This is a genomic window from Streptococcus sp. CL6.22, from assembly GCF_049738055.1.
GTDB classification, from domain to species: Bacteria; Bacillota; Bacilli; order Lactobacillales; family Streptococcaceae; genus Streptococcus; species Streptococcus mitis_DJ.
The window spans coordinates 1-23,392 of sequence record NZ_JBKOTV010000013.1; the positions used below are offsets into that span (position 1 = coordinate 1).

Below are 23,392 nucleotides of genomic sequence, written 5' to 3' on the forward strand. Positions count from 1 at the left end.
TCATTACAGAGATACGTAAGCGTATCTTTTTTGTTTTAACTAGATATTATATACATTAAGAGAGAATCAGTTTGCTTCTCTCTTTTTTAATTTCAGTAATTCATTTTGATTGAGTATACTTTTTTGTTTCCTGATTTGTTCAATGATTACTGTAGTTTAGGTACATAAATTAAAATTTAACAGATTGTATAATTCTCACAAACTTTTAAGAAAGTAAATGAAGAGTTTTTTTGTGCTACCTATAATATATATGTTTTGTACGATAAAAATTTCCGATCTTTTGATTTTAAATGCGTATTAGTTTACGTTATAGTCTAAATTTGATATCACTTTGATGGAGGTACTATAGATTCTTTCATACTCTGTATCTTGTTGTGTAATGTTTCTTGATTCTTTTAAATAGAATCTTTTATGACATTTGTCATATTTCCTCATGACAGAAGCTTCTAGCGATTCTACCTTCAAAGAGTTATACTAGATGTATCAAATGGAGGAAGAAAAAATGAAACATAAAGTAATTGTCGCAATGAGTTTAGTAGCAGCAGGAGTCATGACTTATCTCATGTTCTCAGGATTGGATGAAGATTTCTATCATTTTCCTTGGGAGCTATTTGCAGGATTTGGAATGATGTCCTGGCTTATCCGAGAAGGTTTGAAATTAGTCTCAGATGTGAAAAAGGAGTTTGAAAAATGAAAAAAGCGTTTCTCTATCTTTTTATTGGACTATCACTAGTGGTATGGTTGGTAGAAATGTTTACAGGTTGGTTTGATCAAGCCTTCCTTCACCAATTCATCCGTGGTGCCTGGGGATTAGGATTTATGATTTTTATCGCCTTTCCTATGGGAAAGGAGTGGCTGAAAGGAGAATATGATGAACATGATTAAGGTAGAAAGCCTAAATAAAAACATCAAGGGCAAGGCTATTTTGAAGGATATTTCCTTTGAGGTAACAGAAGGTGAATGCGTCGCCTTGATTGGTCCCAATGGTGCTGGAAAGACCACACTCTTGGACTGTTTGCTTGGTGATAAACTGGTCACAAGCGGTCAAGTATCTATCCAAGGCTTGCCAGTGACGAGTTCTCAGTTAGGCTATACAAGATCCTACCTCCCTCAAGAGAATGTAATCGTTCAGAAACTAAAGGTAAAAGAGTTGATTGCTTTCTTTCAAAGCATTTACCCAAATCCCTTGAGCAACCGGGAAATCGACCAACTATTGCAGTTTGACAAGCAACAAAAAGAGCAATTGGCAGAAAAATTGTCAGGTGGACAAAAGCGTCTTTTCTCTTTTGTCTTGACCTTGATTGGGCGACCAAAGCTTGTTTTTTTAGATGAACCAACTGCTGCCATGGATACTTCAACCCGTCAACGCTTTTGGGAAATTGTTCAGGAGCTAAAAGCTAAGGGAGTTACCATTCTCTATTCGTCCCATTATATCGAAGAAGTAGAGCATACAGCGGACCGAATCTTGGTCTTGAATAAGGGAGAGTTGATTCGCGATACAACACCTCTAGCCATGCGCAGTGAGGAGATTGAAAAGCACTTTATCCTTCCTCTAGCATACAAGGAAGTCGTTGAGCAGTCAAACTTGGTTGAAAACTGGTCACAAAAACAAGATGCCCTGCAAGTAGTTACACGTGAAGCGGATGCTTTCTGGCAACTGTTAGTGCAAGCAGGATGTAGGATTCAAGAAATTGAAGTTAATAACCGTAGTTTGCTAGATACAATCTTTGAAGAAACACAAAAAGGAGATGACTAAGATGAAACGATGGATCGCACTAAACAAGATAGAATTTCTATTGACCAAACGACAATTAGTAACTTATCTATTGTCAGTAGGGATGCCGACGGCCTTCTATTTATTCTTTTCAGGCATGTACCAGGATACACCAGATGGGCCAGCTAATTTTATGCGTGACTACCTCATCTCTATGACGGCCTTTTCCATGATGTCGACAGCCATGTTTTCATTTCCAGCTGTCTTACATACCGATAAAATCAACAACTGGCAGAAAACATTGCGCCATACTCCAGTAAATATGGTAGAATATTATCTATCAAAGATAACAAGTATGATGGTTGATTATTTGGTTTCAATCTTGGTTGTTTTCTCAGTTGGGCACTTGGTTAGAGGTGTGGATATGCCTCTAGGAAGCTGGATTGGGGCTGCGCTCTTGCTGATAGTAGGAAGTGTAGCTTTTGTAGCGCTTGGCTTGACCTTGACACTCTTGCCTTCTAGTCAGCTGATGTCTGTCGTGGGAAATCTTCTCTATCTAGGCTTGGCTGTTTTAGGCGGACTCTGGATGCCCATCTCTTTATTTCCAGACTGGATGCAAGCAATCGGGAAGTGCCTACCAACTTATCAGTTGATGGAGTTGCTCAAGACCTTCTTAAACGAGGATGGCATCAATTTATCAGCAACAGTTTATCTACTTGTTTTTTCAACAGTTTTGTTTGGTTTGACCATTTACCTTCAAGGTCATAAGGAGAATGCTTAATGCTTGAAAGACTGAAAAGCATAGACTATATGTATTGGGCCAGTTTGATTTTTATGGTTTTTCCCATCGTTCCTGTAGTGACTGGGGAGCTACCTAGCTGGCATTTGTTGATTGATATTCTATTTGTGGTGGCTTACTTAGGCGTTTTAACCACCAAGAGTCAGCGCTTATCCTGGCTCTGTTGGGTTATCATGCTAGCCTATGTAGCTGGGAATACCGCCTTTGTTGGTGTAAATTATATCTGGTTCTTCTTTTTCCTTGCCAATCTCTTAATTTATCATTTCGGCGTACGTAGTTTTAATTCTTTACATGTCCGGACTTTTCTCCTTGCTCAAGTCCTTGTTGTGGGGCAACTGTTGATTTTTCAGGAAGTTGAGTTTCTAGTCTATCTACTTGGAATTCTCACTTTTATCGATTTAATGACTTTTGGCTTGGTTCGGATTCGTATTGTGGAGGATTTGAAAGAAGCTCAGGCTAAGCAAAATGCCCAGATAAATCTATTGCTTGCTGAAAATGAACGTAGTCGTATCGGTCAGGATTTGCATGATAGCTTGGGACATACCTTTGCTATGCTTAGTGTTAAAACTGATCTAGCCTTGCAGTTATTTCAAATGCAGGCTTACCCACAGGTGGAAAAGGAATTAAGAGAAATACAGCAAATTAGCAAAGAATCAATGCGTGAAGTGCGAACCATTGTGGAAAATCTTAAGTCTAGAACTTTGACATCCGAACTAGAGACTGTGAAAAAGATGTTAGAAATTGCTGGAATTGAGGTGGAAATAGCTAATCAACTAGATACAGCTAGCCATACTCAGGAATTGGAGTCAACGGCTTCCATGATTTTGCTTGAATTAGTGACCAATATCATCAAACATGCTAAAGCGTCTAAAGTCTACTTGAAATTAGAACGGACAGAGAAAGAACTCATTCTAACAGTGAGAGATGATGGCTGTGGCTTTACTTCTATAAAGGGGGATGACCTCCATACAGTTCGAGATCGTGTTCTTCCATTTTCAGGAGAAGTAAGAGTAATCAGTCAGAAACAACCAACGGAAGTGCAAGTTCGACTACCTTATAAGGAGAGAAACTAAGATGAAACTACTTGTTGCAGAAGATCAAAGTATGTTACGAGATGCCATGTGCCAGTTGCTTGCCTTTCAAGCCGATGTAGAGTCTGTCTTACAAGCCAAGAATGGACAAGAAGCAATCCAACTCTTAGAAAAAGAGTCCGTAGATATCGCCATTCTTGATGTAGAGATGCCTGTTAAGACAGGTCTTGAAGTGCTGGAGTGGATACGATCAGAAAAGCTAGAAACAAAGGTGGTTGTGGTAACGACCTTCAAGCGCCCAGGTTATTTTGAACGTGCGGTCAAGGCTGGAGTAGATGCGTATGTCTTGAAAGAAAGAAGAATTGCAGACCTCATGCAAACTTTGCATACTGTCCTCGAAGGACGCAAGGAGTATTCGCCTGAATTGATGGAAGTAGTTATGACCCATCCCAATCCATTAACAGAGCAAGAAATCGCCGTTTTAAAGGGAATTGCTCAAGGCTTGTCTAACCAAGAAATTGCAGATCAACTTTATTTATCAAACGGAACCGTCCGAAACTATGTCACCAATATTCTTTCTAAACTAGATGCTGGTAATCGAACAGAGGCAGCTAATATCGCGAAAGAATCTGGTTGGTTGTGATACTATCATATCTCGAAAACCATTATGTGCTAAAATTGATGGGATTGAATGGAACAATACTAACTTTAGGAGGGTGGGATTCCTCCTTTTTCTTTTTTGGGGGAGCACTACAAAAGAGCTAAAATTAAGAATGAAAAAGAAAAATATCTTGACAACCAATAGAAAATTTTGATACAATAATAGACGGTACTTTTTACTTTTGGTCTCTCAAGAGTGTACAGGGACGTGCTGACAAATGTTGCAAAAGTACACACAGATGATAGCTGTCACCAAGTGTATCATCACCAAAAATAAAAAAACACAGGAGAATGTAGATGCCTACAATTAACCAATTGGTTCGCAAACCGCGTAAATCAAAAGTAGAAAAATCTAAATCACCAGCTTTGAACGTTGGTTACAACAGTCATAAAAAAGTTCAAACAAACGTTTCTTCACCACAAAAACGTGGTGTTGCAACTCGTGTTGGAACAATGACACCTAAAAAACCTAACTCAGCCCTTCGTAAATTCGCTCGTGTACGTTTGAGCAACCTTATCGAAGTTACTGCCTACATCCCAGGTATCGGACACAACTTGCAAGAGCACAGCGTGGTGCTTCTTCGCGGTGGACGTGTAAAAGACCTTCCAGGGGTACGTTACCATATCGTCCGTGGTGCACTTGATACTGCAGGTGTTAACGATCGTAAACAAGGCCGTTCTAAATACGGTACTAAACGTCCAAAAGCATAAGGAAAGGGGATAAAGAGAAATGAGTCGTAAAAATAGAGCTCCAAAACGTGACGTATTGCCAGATCCGCTTTACAATTCACAATTAGTTACTCGTCTTATCAACCGCGTTATGCTTGACGGTAAACGTGGTACAGCTGCTTCAATCGTTTACGGTGCTTTTGAGCAAATCAAAGAAGCTACTGGCAACGATGCACTTGAAGTATTTGAAACAGCTATGGAAAACATCATGCCTGTACTTGAAGTACGTGCACGTCGTGTTGGTGGTTCTAACTACCAAGTCCCAGTTGAAGTTCGTCCAGAACGTCGTACAACACTTGGACTTCGTTGGTTGGTAACAATCGCTCGTCTTCGTGGTGAACACACAATGCAAGACCGTCTTGCAAAAGAAATCTTGGATGCTGCTAACAACACTGGTGCAGCAGTTAAGAAACGTGAAGACACTCACCGTATGGCTGAAGCTAACCGTGCATTCGCACACTTCCGTTGGTAAAATCATGATGCTAGGAACGGTAAGGATGCAAGGTGAAAATAGGAAACTGACGCAGTATTCGACGAATACAAGGAAGTTTATCTTTTTCACACAGCATCCCGTTCCGGCTCAAATCGGCTAATTAACTTTAGCCCGAGTTCAATTCAATTTGTAAATCTACAAGTTGAAACCAACAATAGCATGAAAACATTGAGAACGGGTAGGTCCTGCCTATCCGTTTTTATTAAAATCATGTTATAATAGAATAGAAATCAAAAATAAATAGGAGAAACAAACCTCATGGCACGCGAATTTTCACTTGAAAAAACTCGTAATATCGGTATCATGGCTCACGTCGATGCTGGTAAAACAACAACTACTGAGCGTATTCTTTACTACACTGGTAAAATCCACAAAATCGGTGAAACTCACGAAGGTGCGTCACAAATGGACTGGATGGAGCAAGAGCAAGAGCGTGGTATCACTATCACATCTGCTGCGACAACAGCTCAATGGAACAACCACCGCGTAAACATCATCGACACACCAGGACACGTGGACTTCACAATCGAAGTACAACGTTCTCTTCGTGTATTGGATGGTGCGGTTACCGTTCTTGACTCACAATCAGGTGTTGAGCCTCAAACTGAAACAGTTTGGCGTCAAGCAACTGAGTATGGAGTTCCACGTATCGTATTTGCCAACAAAATGGACAAAATCGGTGCTGACTTCCTTTACTCTGTAAGCACACTTCACGATCGTCTTCAAGCAAATGCACACCCAATCCAATTGCCAATCGGTTCTGAAGATGACTTCCGTGGTATCATCGACTTGATCAAGATGAAAGCTGAAATCTATACTAACGACCTTGGTACAGATATCCTTGAAGAAGACATCCCAGCTGAATACCTTGACCAAGCTCAAGAATACCGTGAAAAATTGATCGAAGCAGTTGCTGAAACTGACGAAGAATTGATGATGAAATACCTCGAAGGTGAAGAAATCACTAACGAAGAATTGAAAGCTGGTATCCGTAAAGCAACTATCAACGTTGAATTCTTCCCAGTATTGTGTGGTTCTGCCTTCAAGAACAAAGGTGTTCAATTGATGCTTGATGCGGTTATTGACTACCTTCCAAGCCCACTTGACATCCCAGCGATCAAAGGTATCAACCCAGATACAGATGAAGAAGAAACTCGTCCAGCATCTGATGAAGAGCCATTTGCAGCTCTTGCCTTCAAGATCATGACAGACCCATTCGTAGGTCGTTTGACATTCTTCCGTGTATACTCAGGTGTTCTTCAATCAGGTTCATACGTATTGAACACTTCTAAAGGTAAACGTGAGCGTATCGGACGTATCCTTCAAATGCACGCTAACAGCCGTCAAGAAATCGACACTGTTTACTCAGGTGATATCGCTGCTGCCGTTGGTTTGAAAGATACTACAACTGGTGACTCATTGACAGATGAAAAAGCTAAAATCATCCTTGAGTCAATCAACGTTCCAGAACCAGTTATCCAATTGATGGTTGAACCAAAATCTAAAGCTGACCAAGACAAGATGGGTATTGCCCTTCAAAAATTGGCTGAAGAAGATCCAACATTCCGCGTTGAAACAAACGTTGAAACTGGTGAAACAGTTATCTCTGGTATGGGTGAGCTTCACCTTGACGTCCTTGTTGACCGTATGCGTCGTGAGTTCAAAGTTGAAGCGAACGTAGGTGCTCCTCAAGTATCTTACCGTGAAACATTCCGCGCTTCTACTCAAGCACGTGGATTCTTCAAACGTCAGTCTGGTGGTAAAGGTCAATTTGGTGATGTATGGATTGAATTTACTCCAAACGAAGAAGGTAAAGGATTCGAATTCGAAAACGCAATCGTCGGTGGTGTGGTTCCTCGCGAATTTATCCCAGCGGTTGAAAAAGGTTTGGTAGAATCTATGGCTAACGGTGTACTTGCAGGTTACCCAATGGTTGACGTTAAAGCTAAGCTTTACGATGGTTCATACCACGATGTCGACTCATCTGAAACTGCCTTCAAGATCGCGGCTTCACTTGCCCTTAAAGAAGCTGCTAAATCAGCACAACCAGCTATCCTTGAACCAATGATGCTTGTAACAATCACTGTTCCAGAAGAAAACCTTGGTGATGTTATGGGTCACGTAACTGCTCGTCGTGGACGTGTAGATGGTATGGAAGCACATGGTAACAGCCAAATCGTTCGTGCTTACGTTCCACTTGCTGAAATGTTCGGTTACGCAACAGTTCTTCGTTCTGCATCTCAAGGACGTGGTACATTCATGATGGTATTTGACCACTACGAAGATGTACCTAAGTCAGTACAAGAAGAAATCATTAAGAAAAACAAAGGTGAAGACTAATCAGTCCTCACTCTAGAAGGAAGTCACTTAGTGGCTTCCTTTTGTCTTTAGAAAACACCTCTAAGTATGGTAAAATAGTAGGAGAATAATGTGAGGAAAATGAATGTCAAATAGTTTTGAAATTTTGATGAATCAACTGGGGATGCCTGCTGAAATGAGACAGGCTCCTGCTTTAGCGCAGGCCGATATTGAGCGAGTTGTGGTTCATAAAATTAGTAAGGTATGGGAATTTCATTTCGTATTTTCTAATATTTTACCGATTGAAATCTTTTTAGAAATAAAGAAAGGTTTGAGCGAAGAATTTTCTAAGACAGGCAATAAAGCTATTTTCGAAATCAAGGCTCTGTCTCAAGAATTTTCAAATCAACTCTTGCAGTCCTACTATAGAGAGGCTTTTTCTGAAGGGCCATGTGCTAGCCAAGGTTTTAAATCTCTTTATCAGAATTTGCAAGTTCGTGCTGAGGGAAATCAACTCTTTATTGAGGGTTCTGAGGCGATTGATAAGGAACATTTTAAGAAGAATCATCTTCCTAATTTAGCCAAACAACTTGAAAAGTTTGGTTTTCCAACTTTTACTTGTCAAGTAGAGAAAAATGATGTGCTGACCCAAGAGCAGGAAGAGGCCTTTCATGCTGAAAATGAGCAGATTGTTCAAGCTGCCAATGAGGAAGCGCTCCGTGCTATAGAACAACTAGAACAGATGGCACCTCCTCCAGCAGAAGAGAAACCAGCCTTTGATTTTCAAGCCAAAAAAGCTGCAGCTAAACCCAAGCTAGATAAGGCAGAGATTACTCCTATGATCGAAGTGACGACGGAGGAAAATCGTCTAGTCTTCGAAGGGGTTGTTTTTGATGTGGAGCAAAAAGTGACCAGAACAGGGCGTGTTTTGATCAACTTTAAAATGACGGACTACACTTCAAGTTTTTCGATGCAAAAGTGGGTTAAGAACGAGGAAGAGGCTCAGAAGTTTGATCTAATTAAGAAAAATTCTTGGCTCCGAGTTCGTGGGAATGTGGAGATGAATAACTTCACACGCGATTTGACGATGAACGTGCAGGATGTGCAGGAAGTTGTTCACTATGAGCGGAAGGATTTAATGCCAGAAGGAGAACGGCGGGTTGAGTTTCATGCTCATACTAACATGTCGACCATGGATGCTCTCCCAGAGGTTGAAGAAATAGTTGCGACAGCTGCTAAGTGGGGACACAAGGCTGTTGCCATCACGGACCACGGGAATGTCCAGTCCTTCCCACATGGCTATAAGGCGGCTAAGAAAGCGGGAATCCAGCTGATCTATGGTATGGAAGCCAATATCGTGGAGGACCGTGTCCCTATCGTCTACAACGAAGTGGAGATGGACTTGTCGGAAGCGACCTACGTGGTCTTTGACGTGGAAACGACGGGGCTTTCAGCTATCTATAATGATTTGATTCAGGTTGCGGCCTCTAAGATGTACAAGGGGAATGTTATTGCTGAATTTGATGAATTTATCAATCCTGGACATCCCTTGTCAGCTTTTACTACTGAGTTGACTGGAATTACAGATGACCATGTCAAAAATGCCAAACCACTGGAACAAGTTTTGCAAGAATTCCAAGAATTCTGCAAGGATACGGTCTTAGTTGCCCACAATGCTACCTTTGACGTTGGATTTATGAATGCCAACTATGAGCGTCATGGTCTGCCAAAGATTAGTCAGCCAGTTATTGATACGCTGGAGTTTGCTAGAAATCTCTATCCTGAGTATAAACGTCATGGTTTGGGACCTTTGACCAAGCGTTTTGGTGTGGCCTTAGAACATCACCACATGGCCAACTACGATGCGGAAGCTACTGGTCGTCTGCTCTTCATCTTTATCAAAGAGGTGGCAGAAAAACATGGTGTAACCGACTTGGCTAGACTTAACATCGATTTGATTAGTCCAGATTCTTATAAAAAAGCTCGGATCAAGCATGCGACCATCTATGTCAAGAATCAGGTAGGTCTAAAAAATATCTTTAAGCTGGTTTCTTTATCCAATACCAAGTACTTTGAAGGGGTGCCACGGGTTCCGAGAACGGTTTTAGATGCCCATCGGGAAGGTTTGATTTTAGGCTCAGCTTGCTCTGAAGGCGAAGTTTTCGATGCAGTTGTTTCTCAAGGTGTGGATGCGGCGGTTGAGGTGGCCAAGTATTATGATTTTATCGAGGTCATGCCTCCAGCTATCTACGCGCCACTGATTGCCAAGGAGCAGGTTAAGGATATGGAAGAACTCCAGACCATTATCAAAAGTTTGATAGAGGTTGGAGAACGCCTTGGCAAGCCCGTTTTGGCTACCGGAAATGTTCACTATATCGAACCAGAAGAAGAGATTTACCGTGAAATTATCGTCCGTAGTTTGGGACAGGGGGCTATGATTAACCGAACTATCGGTCATGGAGAACATGCCCAACCAGCACCACTTCCAAAGGCTCATTTTCGAACGACTAATGAGATGTTGGATGAATTTGCCTTCTTGGGAGAGGAATTAGCTCGGAAGTTGGTTATTGAAAACACCAATGCCTTGGCAGAAATCTTTGAACCCGTTGAGGTTGTTAAGGGTGACTTGTATACGCCTTTCATTGACAAGGCTGAAGAAACGGTCGCTGAATTGACCTATAAGAAGGCCTTTGAGATTTATGGAAATCCACTGCCAGATATTGTCGATTTGCGGATTGAAAAAGAATTAACTTCTATTCTGGGGAATGGATTTGCCGTGATTTATCTGGCTTCCCAGATGCTGGTGCAACGTTCCAATGAACGGGGTTACTTGGTAGGTTCTCGAGGATCTGTCGGATCTAGTTTCGTTGCGACCATGATTGGGATTACAGAGGTCAATCCTCTCTCTCCTCACTATGTCTGTGGTCAGTGTCAGTACAGTGAGTTTATCACGGATGGTTCTTATGGTTCAGGTTTTGATATGCCCAATAAGGACTGTCCGAACTGTGGTCACAAACTCAGCAAAAATGGGCAGGATATTCCGTTTGAGACCTTCCTTGGTTTTGATGGAGATAAGGTTCCCGATATTGACTTGAACTTTTCGGGAGAGGATCAGCCTAGCGCCCACTTGGATGTGCGTGATATCTTTGGTGAGGAATATGCCTTCCGTGCAGGAACGGTTGGTACGGTGGCTGCCAAGACCGCTTATGGATTTGTCAAGGGCTATGAGCGAGATTATGGCAAGTTTTATCGTGATGCAGAGGTGGAACGTCTAGCCCAGGGAGCTGCTGGTGTCAAACGAACGACAGGACAACACCCAGGGGGAATCGTTGTTATTCCTAACTACATGGATGTCTACGACTTTACGCCTGTCCAGTATCCAGCGGATGATGTGACGGCTGAATGGCAGACCACTCACTTTAACTTCCATGATATCGACGAGAACGTCCTCAAACTCGATGTACTAGGACATGATGATCCGACCATGATTCGGAAACTGCAGGACTTGTCTGGGATTGACCCTAATGAAATTCCTATGGATGACGAAGGCGTAATGGCCCTCTTTTCTGGGACGGATGTGTTAGGGGTAACACCTGAGCAAATCGGAACGCCTACGGGCATGCTGGGGATTCCAGAGTTTGGAACCAACTTTGTACGTGGGATGGTCGATGAAACCCATCCGACGACTTTTGCGGAGTTGCTTCAGCTCTCAGGTCTATCCCACGGTACCGACGTTTGGCTGGGCAATGCACAAGATTTGATTAAACAAGGAATAGCGGACCTATCAACTGTTATCGGTTGTCGGGACGACATCATGGTTTACCTTATGCATGCGGGTCTGGAACCTAAGATGGCCTTTACCATCATGGAACGCGTACGTAAGGGCTTGTGGCTGAAGATTTCCGAAGAGGAAAGAAATGGCTATATCGAAGCTATGAAGGCTAATAAGGTGCCAGAGTGGTATATCGAGTCCTGTGGAAAAATTAAGTACATGTTCCCTAAAGCCCATGCGGCAGCCTACGTTATGATGGCCTTGCGTGTAGCCTACTTTAAGGTTCACCACCCTATTTATTACTACTGTGCTTACTTCTCAATCCGTGCTAAGGCATTTGATATCAAGACCATGGGGGCGGGCTTGGATGCTATCAAGCGCAGAATGGAAGAAATCTCTGAAAAACGGAAGAACAATGAGGCTTCTAATGTGGAGATTGATCTTTATACAACTCTTGAGATTGTCAATGAAATGTGGGAACGTGGTTTCAAGTTTGGAAAACTCGATCTCTACCGTAGTCAGGCGACAGAGTTCCTCATCGATGGGGATACCCTCATTCCGCCATTTGTAGCAATGGATGGTCTGGGAGAGAACGTTGCCAAGCAGTTGGTACGAGCGCGTGAAGAGGGAGAATTTCTTTCTAAAACAGAATTACGCAAGCGTGGCGGACTTTCCTCAACCTTGGTTGAAAAGATGGATGAAATGGGCATTCTCGGCAATATGCCAGAGGATAACCAGTTGAGTTTGTTTGATGAGTTGTTTTAAAAAATTGCTTATTTTGATCAAGTGGACAAAATATGTCCACTTGATTTGTTATAATTCTCTTAAAAATAATAGAAAAGAGAGTATAATATGGTGAATCAAGAAATTTTAAATTCTAATGTGTCAATTGAAGAGGAAATTTATAATTTTGAAAAAGGCTTGAAAGATGATGGGAATGATTGGACCGGATTCCCACAAATAGACTTAAAAGAAGATTCTCAATGTATTTACATTTGCGGTATTTCAGAGACTGATAGATGGCATTTGTTTTATTATACGTTAACTAAAATAAAACCTGTTACTCCAATAGCATCACTTGCATATTATCGAGTGAGAGATAATTTGATTTTTTCTAAACATAGTCAATGGATGAAACTGCAAATGGGGTATACAGAGTATGATTTGATTTTTCTGGATGGAGTTCAATTTTTGGGAGAGGCTGATCAAAGGGTACAGGAATACTGGATGCAGCGATTCAAAGAGAGTAAGAAAAGAAACAAACTCTTCATTGTATATTCAGACTGCTTACCCGAAGACTTAAAAAATATGGCTGAATCCGTAGTTGAGTTCTTCGAATCTGGCATAGTGGTACAGTTGAAATCACCTAAGGGCTAGTTTATTTTGCTTTAATCGTTTTGAATATAAAGTGCAAAGTTAGAGGTTAAAATGATGAACAATACAGGATTAGATAACAAATATCAATTAAAAAATTTTCTAGAAAAAGATGGTAATGATTTAGCAAAGAAAGGGGCCGTAGCTGTAGTAGAAAACTTAGGGTTACAATATAATCCCCTTTATATTTATGGGGAATCGGGTTCAGGTAAAACACATCTCCTTCAAGCTATTGGGAATAAGGTGCTTGAGAACAATCCAGAAAAACGAGTAAAATACATTTCTGCCGAAAACTTATTGGAAAATGAGCTAGAAATACAAAAAGTTAGAAGTGAGGAGTTTGATCTCCTAATTGTAGATGATATTCAGGTATTGGGAGAAAAAGATGATATGATTCAAGAAAAATTTTTTAATCTATTTAATTCTCAACATATTAAGAATAAGCAAATTGTTTTATCTGGTGATTCTGAACCAGATCAGTTGAAAAATGTTCAATCTCGTTTAATTGTGCGTTTTAAGTGGGGGATGACAGCGTGTTTAACATCGCTTGAAAAATAATAAGAAGGACTGAAAATGAATGATCAAGAGAGACTGCTAACGATTTTTTTACGTTTACAGTTTGGGACTCCGTTAGGAAAAAAGCAACTGGCTCAGGAATTTGAGGTTAGTGAAAAGACGATACAGAGAGATTTTTCGCTACTCCGTGATATTTTATCTAGTCACACCAGTTATAGTGGAGATTTACTTTATAACCGTAAAACGAATAAGTATTGTTTAGCAAGTAAGTCAGTTTTTAATAAAAAGGATATTCTCGTTATTTCAAAGATTTTATTGGAAAATCGAGCACTGAATAGACCAGAAATTGCTAGCTTACTACATAATTTACTGGTCTTAGTTCCCCGTGATGATCGGAAAGAAATCGAGCAGATTATTGGAAGTGAAAAGCTGAACTATGCTCCCTTAACGGATCAACAAAATAGAATAGAGAAAATTTGGAATTTATCAGAAGCTATTTTGTATGAACAGGTTCTAGACATTATCTATCAAAAACCTTATTCTGAGTCTTCTAAGAGGCAGACTGTTTTGCCAGTCTCTCTTTATTATGATAGTCATTATTTCTATCTAGTTGTCTACCAGTTGAAACATGCTACTTATATTACTTTAAGAGTAGACCGTATCCAGTCATGGTCTCTTAGTGATATAGAGAAACCCTCTATTTCTTATCGAGATAAATTTAGAGATGGTGACATTCGTAACGAGAGAGTAGATGCTTTTATCGGGAAGAAAATCAGTATTGAAATCGAGTATTTGTACGATCCGACGATTGTGACGGATCAATTTCCAAATGCAAAAATAGTTGGGAAAAATGGCTACTGGACTCATTTTAAGTTTGAGAGTCAGCACACACCGGGGCTTAAACGCTGGTTGCTGGGGCAAGGGGAAGCAGTTACTGTTTTGTCTCCTCGGATTTTAGTAGAGGATATGAAGCAAACAGTTAAAGAAATGATAGATAAATATAGATGAGGATAAAATGACTATTCAATTTACTTCTAAAAAGGTTGGAGAACTATTGAAAGAAGAGAATTTGCGGATTCCTTCTTATCAAAGACCATATAAATGGAACAGAAAACATATCCGTAATCTTTTTTATGATTTACGAGATGCTATGGGAAAAAAGGAATATCAGATTGGTTCCGTTATCTTGCATGAAATCTTGCATGAAAAGGAAAAATACTTAGATATTGTCGATGGACAGCAACGGCTAATTTCTATTTCCTTGTTTCTTCATTTATTAGATGATTTAGAGAATTATAAGGGTGCTAATCAACTGCTGAGTGCTGAATTTGGAGAGCTATCTTGCTATCATGCGAGTGAAAATTATAACGAGTGGGAAAATTTGACTCAATTGGTCGGCGAAAATCAGGCAAAAGATATTTGCAACTTTTTATTGGAAAATTGTTCTGTCTCCGTGATTACTATGCCACAGGAACGATTATCAGAGGCCTTTCAGTTATTTGATTCTCAGAATAATCGTGGAAAATCTTTAGAACCTCATGATTTGCTCAAAGCATATCATCTTCGCAAGGAAGATTCAGAAGATGAAAAGATTGTTGAAAAGTGGGAGCAATTTGTAGAAGATAAAGATTTAAGTCTCAAAGAGTTGTTTGATAAACATCTTTTTCGTATGAGACGTTGGTCTCGAGGAGAGACAGGATTAACAAACAAGCGTTATGGATCTTATCTCCGTTTTACAGAGGATTTTATTGACGATTTTAAAGGCGTTGATTTGAATCAGAACTTTCCATATCTAGAATTGTATCGTCATATTGAAAATCTCCCCATGTCCATTACTATGCCAATCATTGATGGAAGTAAATTTTTTGAGTATATTGAATCGGTCCATGAAACTATTAGAGTTCATAAAAAATTTTTAAATGAACAGTTAGGACTCTCTGATGAGTCAGAGGGAGAAAAAAATCTAGCTTACCCAGAAGGTATGTTGAACATTTACAATAGCTCAAAGGGGCGCTACCTCAAGTGTCACAATATATTCCTAAATATTTGCTCGCTTTTCGCAGATAGATTTGGAAAAGAGGAGCTATCAAAGGAGATAGTAGAGACCTTGTTTATTTGGTCTTATTACCCTCGGGTTAAGTCTAAAGCCATATATGATGCAACGGTAGGGAAATACGCTGCTGGTGGAAGGTTTAGACAAAAAGAGGTTCAAAAACTATTTCAACTTTTAGCTCATGCTGTCACTCCGAATGATTTCATGATCAAGATAGATAGAGAGCTATTTGAAAATTATACTGTGGACAAGATTATAGAAGAGGAAAAAGGTAAATGGTAGAAACACATATAAGCTTATCAGTGAATCGTTTGTTAAATGAAGATACCTATGCTATTCCTCTTTATCAGAGAAATTTTGCATGGACTTATGATGAAATTGAGCAGTTATTGAATGACGTAGCAGATGCTTTTCAAGAAAATAGAGACAATTACTATAATAGAGACAATTACTACTATATTGGAACATTAGTCGTTAATAAAGAGAATGACATTTTCAAAATCATAGATGGGCAACAACGAACAACAGCCCTTAATTTGATTGCCTTAGCTTTGAAGCATGAGTTTGGTTTTGATAGATTGAAAGCTGTCAATCTTACCTTCCCAGCTAGGAAGAAATCAAATAAGAATATTAAAGATCTATTTGCCAAGCAAGAAATTTCAGAGGACGATGAGAATGAGCTGACTAGAGGTTACGGATATGCTAAAGATGCATTGAAAAAAGTGCTAGAGGAGCGCCGTCTTGATCCTCAGTCTTTTGTTGATTATCTTTTTGAGAATGTCATCATTTTTCGGAGTATACTTTCTGAAGATTTAGATTTGAATCTTTATTTCGAACGTTTCAACTCTCGAGGAGAACAACTAGAGGCTCATGAGATTCTTAAAGCACAAATGATGTCTAAATTTGGTGAAGATCAAGAAATGGCGCAAAAATTTGCAAGAATTTGGGATGCCTGTGCAGAATTTGATAAGCCGGTAGCAAGTCAGTTTAAGATGCGGCGGAAGAGAGCAGATGACTTTCAAGAACGTGAACGTATTTTTGGATGGCATTTTACAAATTATTCATTTCATAATATTTATAATGATATTGATTTTCATCAAAATGAAAGAAGAAAGTTATCAGATATATTAGGAAAAAAGATAAATGAAAAAAATATAGAAGTAGAAAAAGATTTTGGCGATTATACTACAATCATTGATTTTCCAACATTCTTACTCCATGTATTGGCAATTGCGGAAGGTAAGAAAACTGATGAGATTCAACTAGATGATAAGAAACTCTTAGCACTATTTGATATAAAAAATAAAGATAAAACTTGGGTTATTGAATTTAGTGAATTTCTTCTTAGAATAAAACATATTTTCGATAATTACATCGTTAGAAACTCGAATACGGATTCTTCAAGTAGAAATAAGGATGAATGGTTTTTACAGAAGGGGACTTGTTATGAATATCAACCAAATGGAAAATCTAAAGAGCATTACATAGTTGAAGAACGTTTTACTAATAATACGTTTTCGGATTCGGAAATTAACCAAAACATCATTCTTCTCCAATCCATGTTTGCTGTGACCTTTACTGCCAATCGAGATAGTCGTTGGTTATATGAAATCTTACAATTCCTATTTAACCATATTGAAGAGTTAAATCAAACAGAATTTGCCAGTCTCTTTAAGGATTTTCTTGAAAAAATGGCAGTGAGATATGCTGAGGAAAGATTGTTTACCGAAGATAAAAGTATCAAAAAATATGGGGCAATTCCTGTTTACGCTTTTAACTTTGTAGATTATGTTTTATGGAAAAATCGTGCCGAATTAGAGAAAGAGTACAAGGATATTAATTTTGATCATTTCAAATTTGCATATCGTCGCTCCATAGAGCATTGGTATCCTCAGAATCCAAATGGACATGATGGAGAGAGTCAATTATCTTCTGAGTTTTTACATTCCTTTGGTAATCTTTGTATCATTACTGATCGTCAGAACTCCAGGTTTGGCAATTCCTATCCAGAGGCTAAATTAGAACAATGGGAAAGAGAAGGGATATTCCATCGTCAGAGTTTAAAATTACAGATGATGGCAAAGATAACTTCTAAAAATAATAGGTGGGATATTGGTGAGATTCAATCTATGGAAAAAGAAGTGGGAAGGTATGTACAAAATTTTTGTAATAGCTAATTAAAACAAGCTTCAGTAAGCTTGTTTTTTAAAATACCAATATATGTGATATACTAGTAAGGGAGGATATTTCATGAAACTAAGAATTTTTGCGGAAGATAAGCCGGCTGAGAAGGTATTTGAATATCAATTAGAACTTGCTGATCAGACAATTCTTCTATCAACAGCACTCTTGTCAGGTGCTATTGCTTTAGCAGGATTATTCTCTGCTTTGAAAGAAAAATAAAAATAGAAAAGAGAAAACAACATGGTTTTACCAAATTTTAAAGAAAATCTAGAAAAATATGCAAAATTATTGGTTGCGAACGGTATCAACGTGCAACCTGGTCACACTTTGGCTCTCTCTATCGATGTGGAGCAACGTGAGTTGGCTCACTTAATCGTCAAAGAAGCTTATGCTTTGGGTGCACATGAGGTGATCGTTCAGTGGACAGATGATGTGATTAACCGTGAGAAATTCCTCCATGCGCCGATGGAGCGTCTGGACAATGTGCCAGAATACAAGGTTGCTGAGATGAACTATCTTTTGGAGAACAAGGCTAGCCGTCTTGGGGTTCGTTCATCTGATCCAGGTGCCTTGAACGGAGTGAACGCTGACAAGCTTTCAGCTTCTGCTAAAGCTATGGGACTTGCCATGAAGCCAATGCGAATCGCAACTCAATCCAACAAGGTTAGTTGGACTGTAGCAGCCGCTGCTGGACTTGAGTGGGCTAAGAAAGTCTTTCCAAATGCTGCGAGCGATGAAGAAGCAGTCGATCTCCTTTGGGACCAAATTTTCAAAACTTGCCGTGTCTATGAAGAAGATCCTGTTAAGGCTTGGGAAGAGCATGCAGCTATCCTCAAGAGCAAGGCAGATATGCTTAATAAAGAGCAATTTTCAGCCCTTCATTACACAGCACCAGGGACAGATTTGACACTTGGTTTGCCGAAGAACCACGTTTGGGAATCAGCTGGTGCTATCAATGCACAGGGCGAAGGATTCTTGCCAAATATGCCGACAGAGGAAGTCTTTACAGCACCTGACTTCCGTCGCGCAGATGGTTATGTCACTTCTACAAAACCGCTTAGCTATAATGGAAATATCATCGAAGGAATTAAAGTAACCTTCAAGGATGGACAAATTGTGGATATTGCTGCAGAAAAAGGCGATCAAGTCATGAAAGACCTTGTCTTTGAAAATGCGGGTGCGCGTGCCTTGGGTGAATGTGCCTTGGTACCAGATCCAAGTCCAATTTCTCAGTCAGGCATTACCTTCTTCAACACCCTTTTTGATGAGAATGCTTCAAACCACTTGGCTATCGGTGCAGCCTATGCGACTAGCGTCGTTGGTGGAGCAGAGATGAGCGAAGAAGAGCTTGAAGCTGCAGGGCTTAACCGTTCAGATGTTCATGTGGACTTTATGATTGGGTCTAGTCAAATGGATATCGATGGTATCCGTGAGGATGGGACACGTGTACCACTCTTCCGTAACGGAGATTGGGCAAATTAAGGAGATAATATGTTAGGAAGTATGTTCGTTGGTCTCCTAGTGGGATTTTTAGCAGGTACTCTAACCAATCGTGGAGAGCGCATGGGATGTTTTGGGAAAATGTTTCTAGGCTGGATTGGTGCCTTTATAGGGCACTTGCTTTTTGGGACTTGGGGACCGATAATAGCAGGAACTGCCATTATTCCGGCAGTACTAGGTTCCATGATTGTTTTAGCTATTTTTTGGAGACGAGGAAGTTAATTTCCTAAATCGGAAATGAAAAGGAGGTTGGTCATTGTACCAGCCTCCTTTTGAGTGTGATATAATAGTTCTATGAGATTAGATAAATTTTTAGTTGCCTGCGCTGTGGGGAGTCGGACTGAGGTCAAAAACATGCTCAAGGCTGGGCGCGTGACTGTAAATGGTAAAAAAGAAAAATCAGCTAAATTGCAGATTGATGAAAAAATAGATGAGATTCGCTTTGATGGGCAAGTGTTGGAGTATGAAGAGTTTGTCTACTACATGATGAATAAGCCCCAAGGAGTTATTTCAGCGACTGAGGATCCCAAGCACAGAACCGTTCTGGACTTGCTGGATGATATTGCTCGGAGCAAGGAAGTTTTCCCAGTAGGACGCTTGGATATCGATACGCATGGTCTCCTACTCTTGACAAATGATGGCCAGCTGGCCCATGCTCTTCTTTCACCTAAGCGTCATGTGGATAAGACCTATCTGGCACAGGTTAAGGGAATTATGACCCAAGAAGACGTAGAGACATTTGCCAAGGGAATTCCTCTTAAAGACTTTACTTGTCAGCCTGCTAAACTGGAGCTTGTGTCCATAGAGACAGAAAAGAATCAAAGTCAAATCCGTGTGACCATTGCAGAAGGGAAGTTTCATCAGGTTAAGCGTATGGTGGGCTACTGTGGCAAGGAAGTAGTAGACTTGCAACGTTTGACTATGGGAACGCTAGTATTGGATGAGAACTTAGAACGAGGGGAATGGCGTCGCTTGACCAAGGAAGAGTTAGAAGCTCTCCTTGCGAATATTGCTTAATTTGATTTATATTCGAAAAGGTGAGGAAGAATATCCTTGCCTTTTATGTTTTTCAGTTGCTTCCTTTGTGAAAAGAGTTATAATAGACTGTAGAATAAAAGGAGGAATCTATGAACGCGATTCAAGAATCATTTACTGATAAATTATTTGCCAACTATGAAGCAAATGTCAAATACCAAGCGATTGAAAATGCTGCTAGCCATAATGGAATTTTTGCAGCTCTAGAACGTCGTCAAAGCCATGTAGACAACACACCTGTTTTCTCATTGGATTTAACCAAGGACAAGGTAACAAACCAGAAAGCGTCTGGTCGTTGCTGGATGTTTGCAGCTCTTAACACCTTCCGCCATAAGCTTATCTCTCAATACAAACTGGAGAATTTTGAGTTGTCACAGGCTCATACTTTCTTCTGGGATAAGTATGAGAAATCAAACTGGTTCTTGGAGCAAGTCATTGCGACTGCAGACCAAGAATTGACGAGCCGTAAGGTTAAATTCCTACTTCAAACACCACAACAAGACGGTGGTCAGTGGGATATGGTCGTTTCTCTCTTTGAGAAATACGGTGTCGTGCCTAAGTCAGTTTACCCTGAGTCTGTTTCATCTAGTAGCAGTCGTGAGCTAAATGCAGTCCTTAACAAATTGCTTCGCCAAGATGCTCAAATCTTGCGTGACTTGCTCGCTTCTGGCGCAGACCACGCGACTGTTCAAGATAAGAAAGAAGACCTCTTGCAAGAAATCTTTAATTTCCTTGCTATGTCCCTAGGCCTTCCACCACGTAAATTTGACTTTGCTTATCGCGATAAGGATAACAACTACCAAAGCGAAAAGGGCATCACACCACAAGAGTTTTACAAGAAATATGTTAATCTCCCTCTAGAAGACTATGTTTCTGTTATCAACGCCCCAACTGCTGACAAACCTTATGGCCAATCTTACACAGTTGAGATGTTAGGAAATGTCGTTGGTAGCCGTGCGGTTCGTTACATCAACGTTCCAATGGAGCGCTTGAAAGAGTTGGCGATTGCTCAAATGCAAGCAGGTGAGACTGTTTGGTTTGGTTCTGATGTCGGCCAGCTCAGCAACCGCAAAGCTGGAATCCTTGCGACAGATGTTTATGACTTTGAATCAAGCATGGACATTAAACTCACTCAAGACAAGGCTGGACGTTTGGACTACAGCGAAAGCTTGATGACCCACGCTATGGTCTTAACAGGTGTGGACTTGGATGAAAATGGGAAGTCAACCAAGTGGAAGGTTGAAAACTCATGGGGAGACAAGGTCGGTACAGATGGTTACTTTGTTGCCTCAGACGCTTGGATGGACGAATACACATATCAAATCGTTGTTCGTAAGGAATTGCTGACAGCAGAAGAACAAGCTGCTTATGAAGCAGAACCAATCGTACTTGCACCATGGGATCCAATGGGAGCCTTGGCAGAATAAAAGCATAGAAAAAAGGAATCAGATTTTAGAACCTGGTTCCTTTTAAGTTGTTTGATTACATGATGTGAAGAACATGTGCCACAATACCCACTGCGAAGAGTGCAAGGATAATAGTGATTGGAGATACTTTTTTCTTAAGCAAGTACATGCAAAGGAAAGTAAGGAGTAGTCCTGATAGTCCAGGAATCAACATATCCAAGTTTTGTTGGAAAGTAGTAACTTTTTCAGGTGTTTGAGACAATCCTTGTCCTACTTGTGCGAATGCTTCTTGGATACCTTTAGATCCTTCTGGCAATTTATCCCAATGGATATAAGCTTTTTCATCTAGTTGAACTTTGGCAACATCGAAAGCAAATTTAATATTTACCCAACGTTGAACAAGGACAGCAAGAATGAACATACCAAGGATAGAAGCTCCTTTAGTGATGTCTTGAAGGATACCGCCAGACATATCTTTAGTGATTTCTGATCCAGCCTTGTATCCAATCTCTTGTGTATACCACAAGAATGACATACGAATCAAGTTCCAAAGAACGAAGAAGAGGATTGGACCTAAGATATTACCAGTAAGGGCAAGTGAAGCACCGAGTGATCCAAGGATTGGGCGTACTGTAAACCAGAATACTGGGTCACCGATACCAGCAAGAGGTCCCATCATACCGATTTTAACCCCTTGGATAGCAGCGTCATCAATTTCAACACCGTTAGCACGTTCTTCTTCAAGTGCAAGAGTAACCCCCATGATTGGAGCGGCTACGTATGGGTGAGTGTTGAAGAACTCAAGATGGCGCTCAAGAGCAGCGACTTGATCTTCTTTTTTAGTGTAGAGTTTTTTAAGAGCTGGAATTAATGAGTAAGCCCAACCCAAGTTTTGCATACGTTCATAGTTCCAAGAACCTTGTAAGAAAGTTGAACGCCACCAAACTTTTTTACGATCTGATTTAGTTAATTGAAGTTTTTCAGTCATGATGTTTTCAGTCCTTTCTTATCTTAGTAGTCTTCTAGGATATCGCCGATTGGGTCGTTGGAAGTTGCGGCTCCTCCGCCACCATTTCCACCAGTTTTAGAAAGGTGAAGGTAGATAAGAGCGATAGCAACACCGATAGCACCAAATCCGATTAGAGTAATATCTGACACGGCAGCAAGCACGAAACCGATAGCGAAGAATGGCCATACTTCACGAGTTGCCATCATGTTGATAACCATAGCGTAACCAACGGCAACGACCATACCACCACCGATAGCCATACCATCTTTGAGCCAATCAGGCATAGCATTTAGAATGCTTTGTACTGTTTCAGTTGGTACCATTAGAAGGAGTGCTGCAGGGACTGCAATACGAAGACCTTGAAGAAGAAGTGCGACAAAGTGAGCACGTTCAACTGCTTTGAAGTCACCTTTTTTAGCAGAAGCATCAGCAGTGTGAACCAATCCGACAGAGAGTGTACGGACAATCATAGTCAAGAATAGACCAGCAACTGCAAGAGGGATAGCAACCGCTTGGGCAACACCGATACCTGTCTTAGTAAAGTCGCCACCAAGAACCATGATAATGGCAGCAGCAACAGAAGCAAGAGCAGCGTCAGGAGCTACGGCAGCTCCGATGTTAGCCCAACCAAGGGCGATCATTTGAAGAGAACCACCAAGGATAATCCCTGCTTCAAGGTTACCAGTAACAAGACCGATAAGGGTACAAGCTACGATTGGTTGATGGAATTGGAACTGGTCGAGGATACCTTCAAGACCTGCTAGGAAGGCTACAACGACTACTAAAACCATAGAAATAATAGACATCTTTAAAATCCTT

The 23,392-nt window shown here is 40.4% G+C and carries 22 protein-coding genes; 20 read left to right on the plus strand and 2 right to left on the minus strand.

The window, feature by feature from the left end; translation table 11 throughout:
• Positions 1 to 487: 487 nt before the first annotated feature.
• From ACLNCW_RS07470 to pepC, 20 genes are all read left to right on the plus strand, one after another.
• Complete coding sequence (locus ACLNCW_RS07470) at positions 488 to 694, plus strand: hypothetical protein (protein ID WP_025170907.1); 207 nt, start codon at positions 488 to 490, stop codon at positions 692 to 694.
• A complete protein-coding gene (locus ACLNCW_RS07475; protein WP_004258091.1) occupies positions 691 to 885 on the plus strand; it encodes a hypothetical protein in 195 nt (64 codons plus the stop codon). The genes ACLNCW_RS07470 and ACLNCW_RS07475 overlap by 4 nt, the downstream gene beginning before the upstream one ends.
• Complete coding sequence (locus ACLNCW_RS07480) at positions 872 to 1,756, plus strand: ABC transporter ATP-binding protein (RefSeq protein WP_049551207.1); 885 nt, start codon at positions 872 to 874, stop codon at positions 1,754 to 1,756. The genes ACLNCW_RS07475 and ACLNCW_RS07480 overlap by 14 nt, the downstream gene beginning before the upstream one ends.
• A gap of 1 nt (position 1,757) precedes the next feature.
• Complete coding sequence (locus ACLNCW_RS07485) at positions 1,758 to 2,495, plus strand: ABC transporter permease (RefSeq protein ID WP_070482397.1); 738 nt, start codon at positions 1,758 to 1,760, stop codon at positions 2,493 to 2,495.
• On the plus strand, positions 2,495 to 3,586 hold the full coding sequence (locus tag ACLNCW_RS07490) for a sensor histidine kinase (protein WP_424845803.1): 1,092 nt from the start codon (positions 2,495 to 2,497) through the stop codon (positions 3,584 to 3,586). Before ACLNCW_RS07485 ends, ACLNCW_RS07490 begins: the two co-directional genes overlap by 1 nt.
• Position 3,587: 1 nt before the next feature.
• Positions 3,588 to 4,187, plus strand: a complete 600-nt coding sequence (locus tag ACLNCW_RS07495; protein ID WP_020901539.1) for a response regulator transcription factor — start codon at positions 3,588 to 3,590, stop codon at positions 4,185 to 4,187.
• Between the two features lie 314 nt (positions 4,188 to 4,501).
• Positions 4,502 to 4,915 (plus strand): 30S ribosomal protein S12, encoded by a 414-nt coding sequence (gene rpsL, locus ACLNCW_RS07500; protein ID WP_001142332.1) that lies wholly within the window; start codon positions 4,502 to 4,504, stop codon positions 4,913 to 4,915.
• A 19-nt stretch (positions 4,916 to 4,934) separates the two neighbouring features.
• The gene (rpsG, locus tag ACLNCW_RS07505; protein WP_000087873.1) at positions 4,935 to 5,405 is read left to right on the plus strand and encodes a 30S ribosomal protein S7; all 471 of its coding nucleotides are present in this window, start codon (positions 4,935 to 4,937) and stop codon (positions 5,403 to 5,405) included.
• Between the two features lie 279 nt (positions 5,406 to 5,684).
• Positions 5,685 to 7,766, plus strand: coding sequence for an elongation factor G (fusA, locus tag ACLNCW_RS07510; RefSeq protein ID WP_000090348.1), 2,082 nt, complete (start codon positions 5,685 to 5,687; stop codon positions 7,764 to 7,766).
• Positions 7,767 to 7,869: 103 nt separating this feature from the next.
• Positions 7,870 to 12,261 carry a PolC-type DNA polymerase III gene (locus tag ACLNCW_RS07515; RefSeq protein ID WP_424845805.1) on the plus strand — a complete coding sequence of 1,464 codons (4,392 nt, stop codon included), beginning with the start codon at positions 7,870 to 7,872 and terminating at the stop codon, positions 12,259 to 12,261.
• A gap of 87 nt (positions 12,262 to 12,348) precedes the next feature.
• Complete coding sequence (locus ACLNCW_RS07520; protein WP_049510063.1) at positions 12,349 to 12,873, plus strand: DnaA ATPase domain-containing protein; 525 nt, start codon at positions 12,349 to 12,351, stop codon at positions 12,871 to 12,873.
• Positions 12,874 to 12,924: 51 nt separating this feature from the next.
• Entirely contained in the window at positions 12,925 to 13,428 is a 504-nt protein-coding gene (locus ACLNCW_RS07525) for a DnaA ATPase domain-containing protein (RefSeq protein WP_049510061.1), read from the plus strand.
• 15 nt (positions 13,429 to 13,443) lie between these two features.
• A complete protein-coding gene (locus ACLNCW_RS07530; protein ID WP_247947663.1) occupies positions 13,444 to 14,394 on the plus strand; it encodes a helix-turn-helix transcriptional regulator in 951 nt (316 codons plus the stop codon).
• A 7-nt stretch (positions 14,395 to 14,401) separates the two neighbouring features.
• Entirely contained in the window at positions 14,402 to 15,721 is a 1,320-nt protein-coding gene (locus tag ACLNCW_RS07535) for a DUF262 domain-containing protein (protein WP_424845808.1), read from the plus strand.
• Complete coding sequence (locus ACLNCW_RS07540) at positions 15,715 to 17,616, plus strand: DUF262 domain-containing protein (RefSeq protein WP_424845810.1); 1,902 nt, start codon at positions 15,715 to 15,717, stop codon at positions 17,614 to 17,616. The genes ACLNCW_RS07535 and ACLNCW_RS07540 overlap by 7 nt, the downstream gene beginning before the upstream one ends.
• Positions 17,617 to 17,689: 73 nt before the next feature.
• Positions 17,690 to 17,842 (plus strand): hypothetical protein, encoded by a 153-nt coding sequence (locus ACLNCW_RS07545; RefSeq protein ID WP_000776626.1) that lies wholly within the window; start codon positions 17,690 to 17,692, stop codon positions 17,840 to 17,842.
• Between the two features lie 21 nt (positions 17,843 to 17,863).
• On the plus strand, positions 17,864 to 19,105 hold the full coding sequence (locus ACLNCW_RS07550; protein WP_414301820.1) for an aminopeptidase: 1,242 nt from the start codon (positions 17,864 to 17,866) through the stop codon (positions 19,103 to 19,105).
• A gap of 9 nt (positions 19,106 to 19,114) precedes the next feature.
• A complete protein-coding gene (locus ACLNCW_RS07555; RefSeq protein WP_000901572.1) occupies positions 19,115 to 19,345 on the plus strand; it encodes a GlsB/YeaQ/YmgE family stress response membrane protein in 231 nt (76 codons plus the stop codon).
• Positions 19,346 to 19,417: 72 nt separating this feature from the next.
• On the plus strand, positions 19,418 to 20,140 hold the full coding sequence (locus ACLNCW_RS07560) for a pseudouridine synthase (RefSeq protein WP_261103670.1): 723 nt from the start codon (positions 19,418 to 19,420) through the stop codon (positions 20,138 to 20,140).
• Between the two features lie 110 nt (positions 20,141 to 20,250).
• Entirely contained in the window at positions 20,251 to 21,585 is a 1,335-nt protein-coding gene (pepC, locus tag ACLNCW_RS07565; protein WP_424845813.1) for an aminopeptidase C, read from the plus strand.
• Between the two features lie 55 nt (positions 21,586 to 21,640).
• Here pepC and ACLNCW_RS07570 read toward each other — a convergent pair whose 3' ends face one another.
• Together ACLNCW_RS07570 and ACLNCW_RS07575 are read right to left on the minus strand one after the other, a co-directional pair.
• The gene (locus ACLNCW_RS07570; RefSeq protein WP_203213014.1) at positions 21,641 to 22,552 is read right to left on the minus strand and encodes a PTS system mannose/fructose/sorbose family transporter subunit IID; all 912 of its coding nucleotides are present in this window, start codon (positions 22,550 to 22,552) and stop codon (positions 21,641 to 21,643) included.
• Positions 22,553 to 22,575: 23 nt separating this feature from the next.
• Complete coding sequence (locus ACLNCW_RS07575) at positions 22,576 to 23,379, minus strand: PTS mannose/fructose/sorbose transporter subunit IIC (protein WP_000022716.1); 804 nt, start codon at positions 23,377 to 23,379, stop codon at positions 22,576 to 22,578.
• Between the last annotated feature and the right edge of the window lie 13 nt (positions 23,380 to 23,392).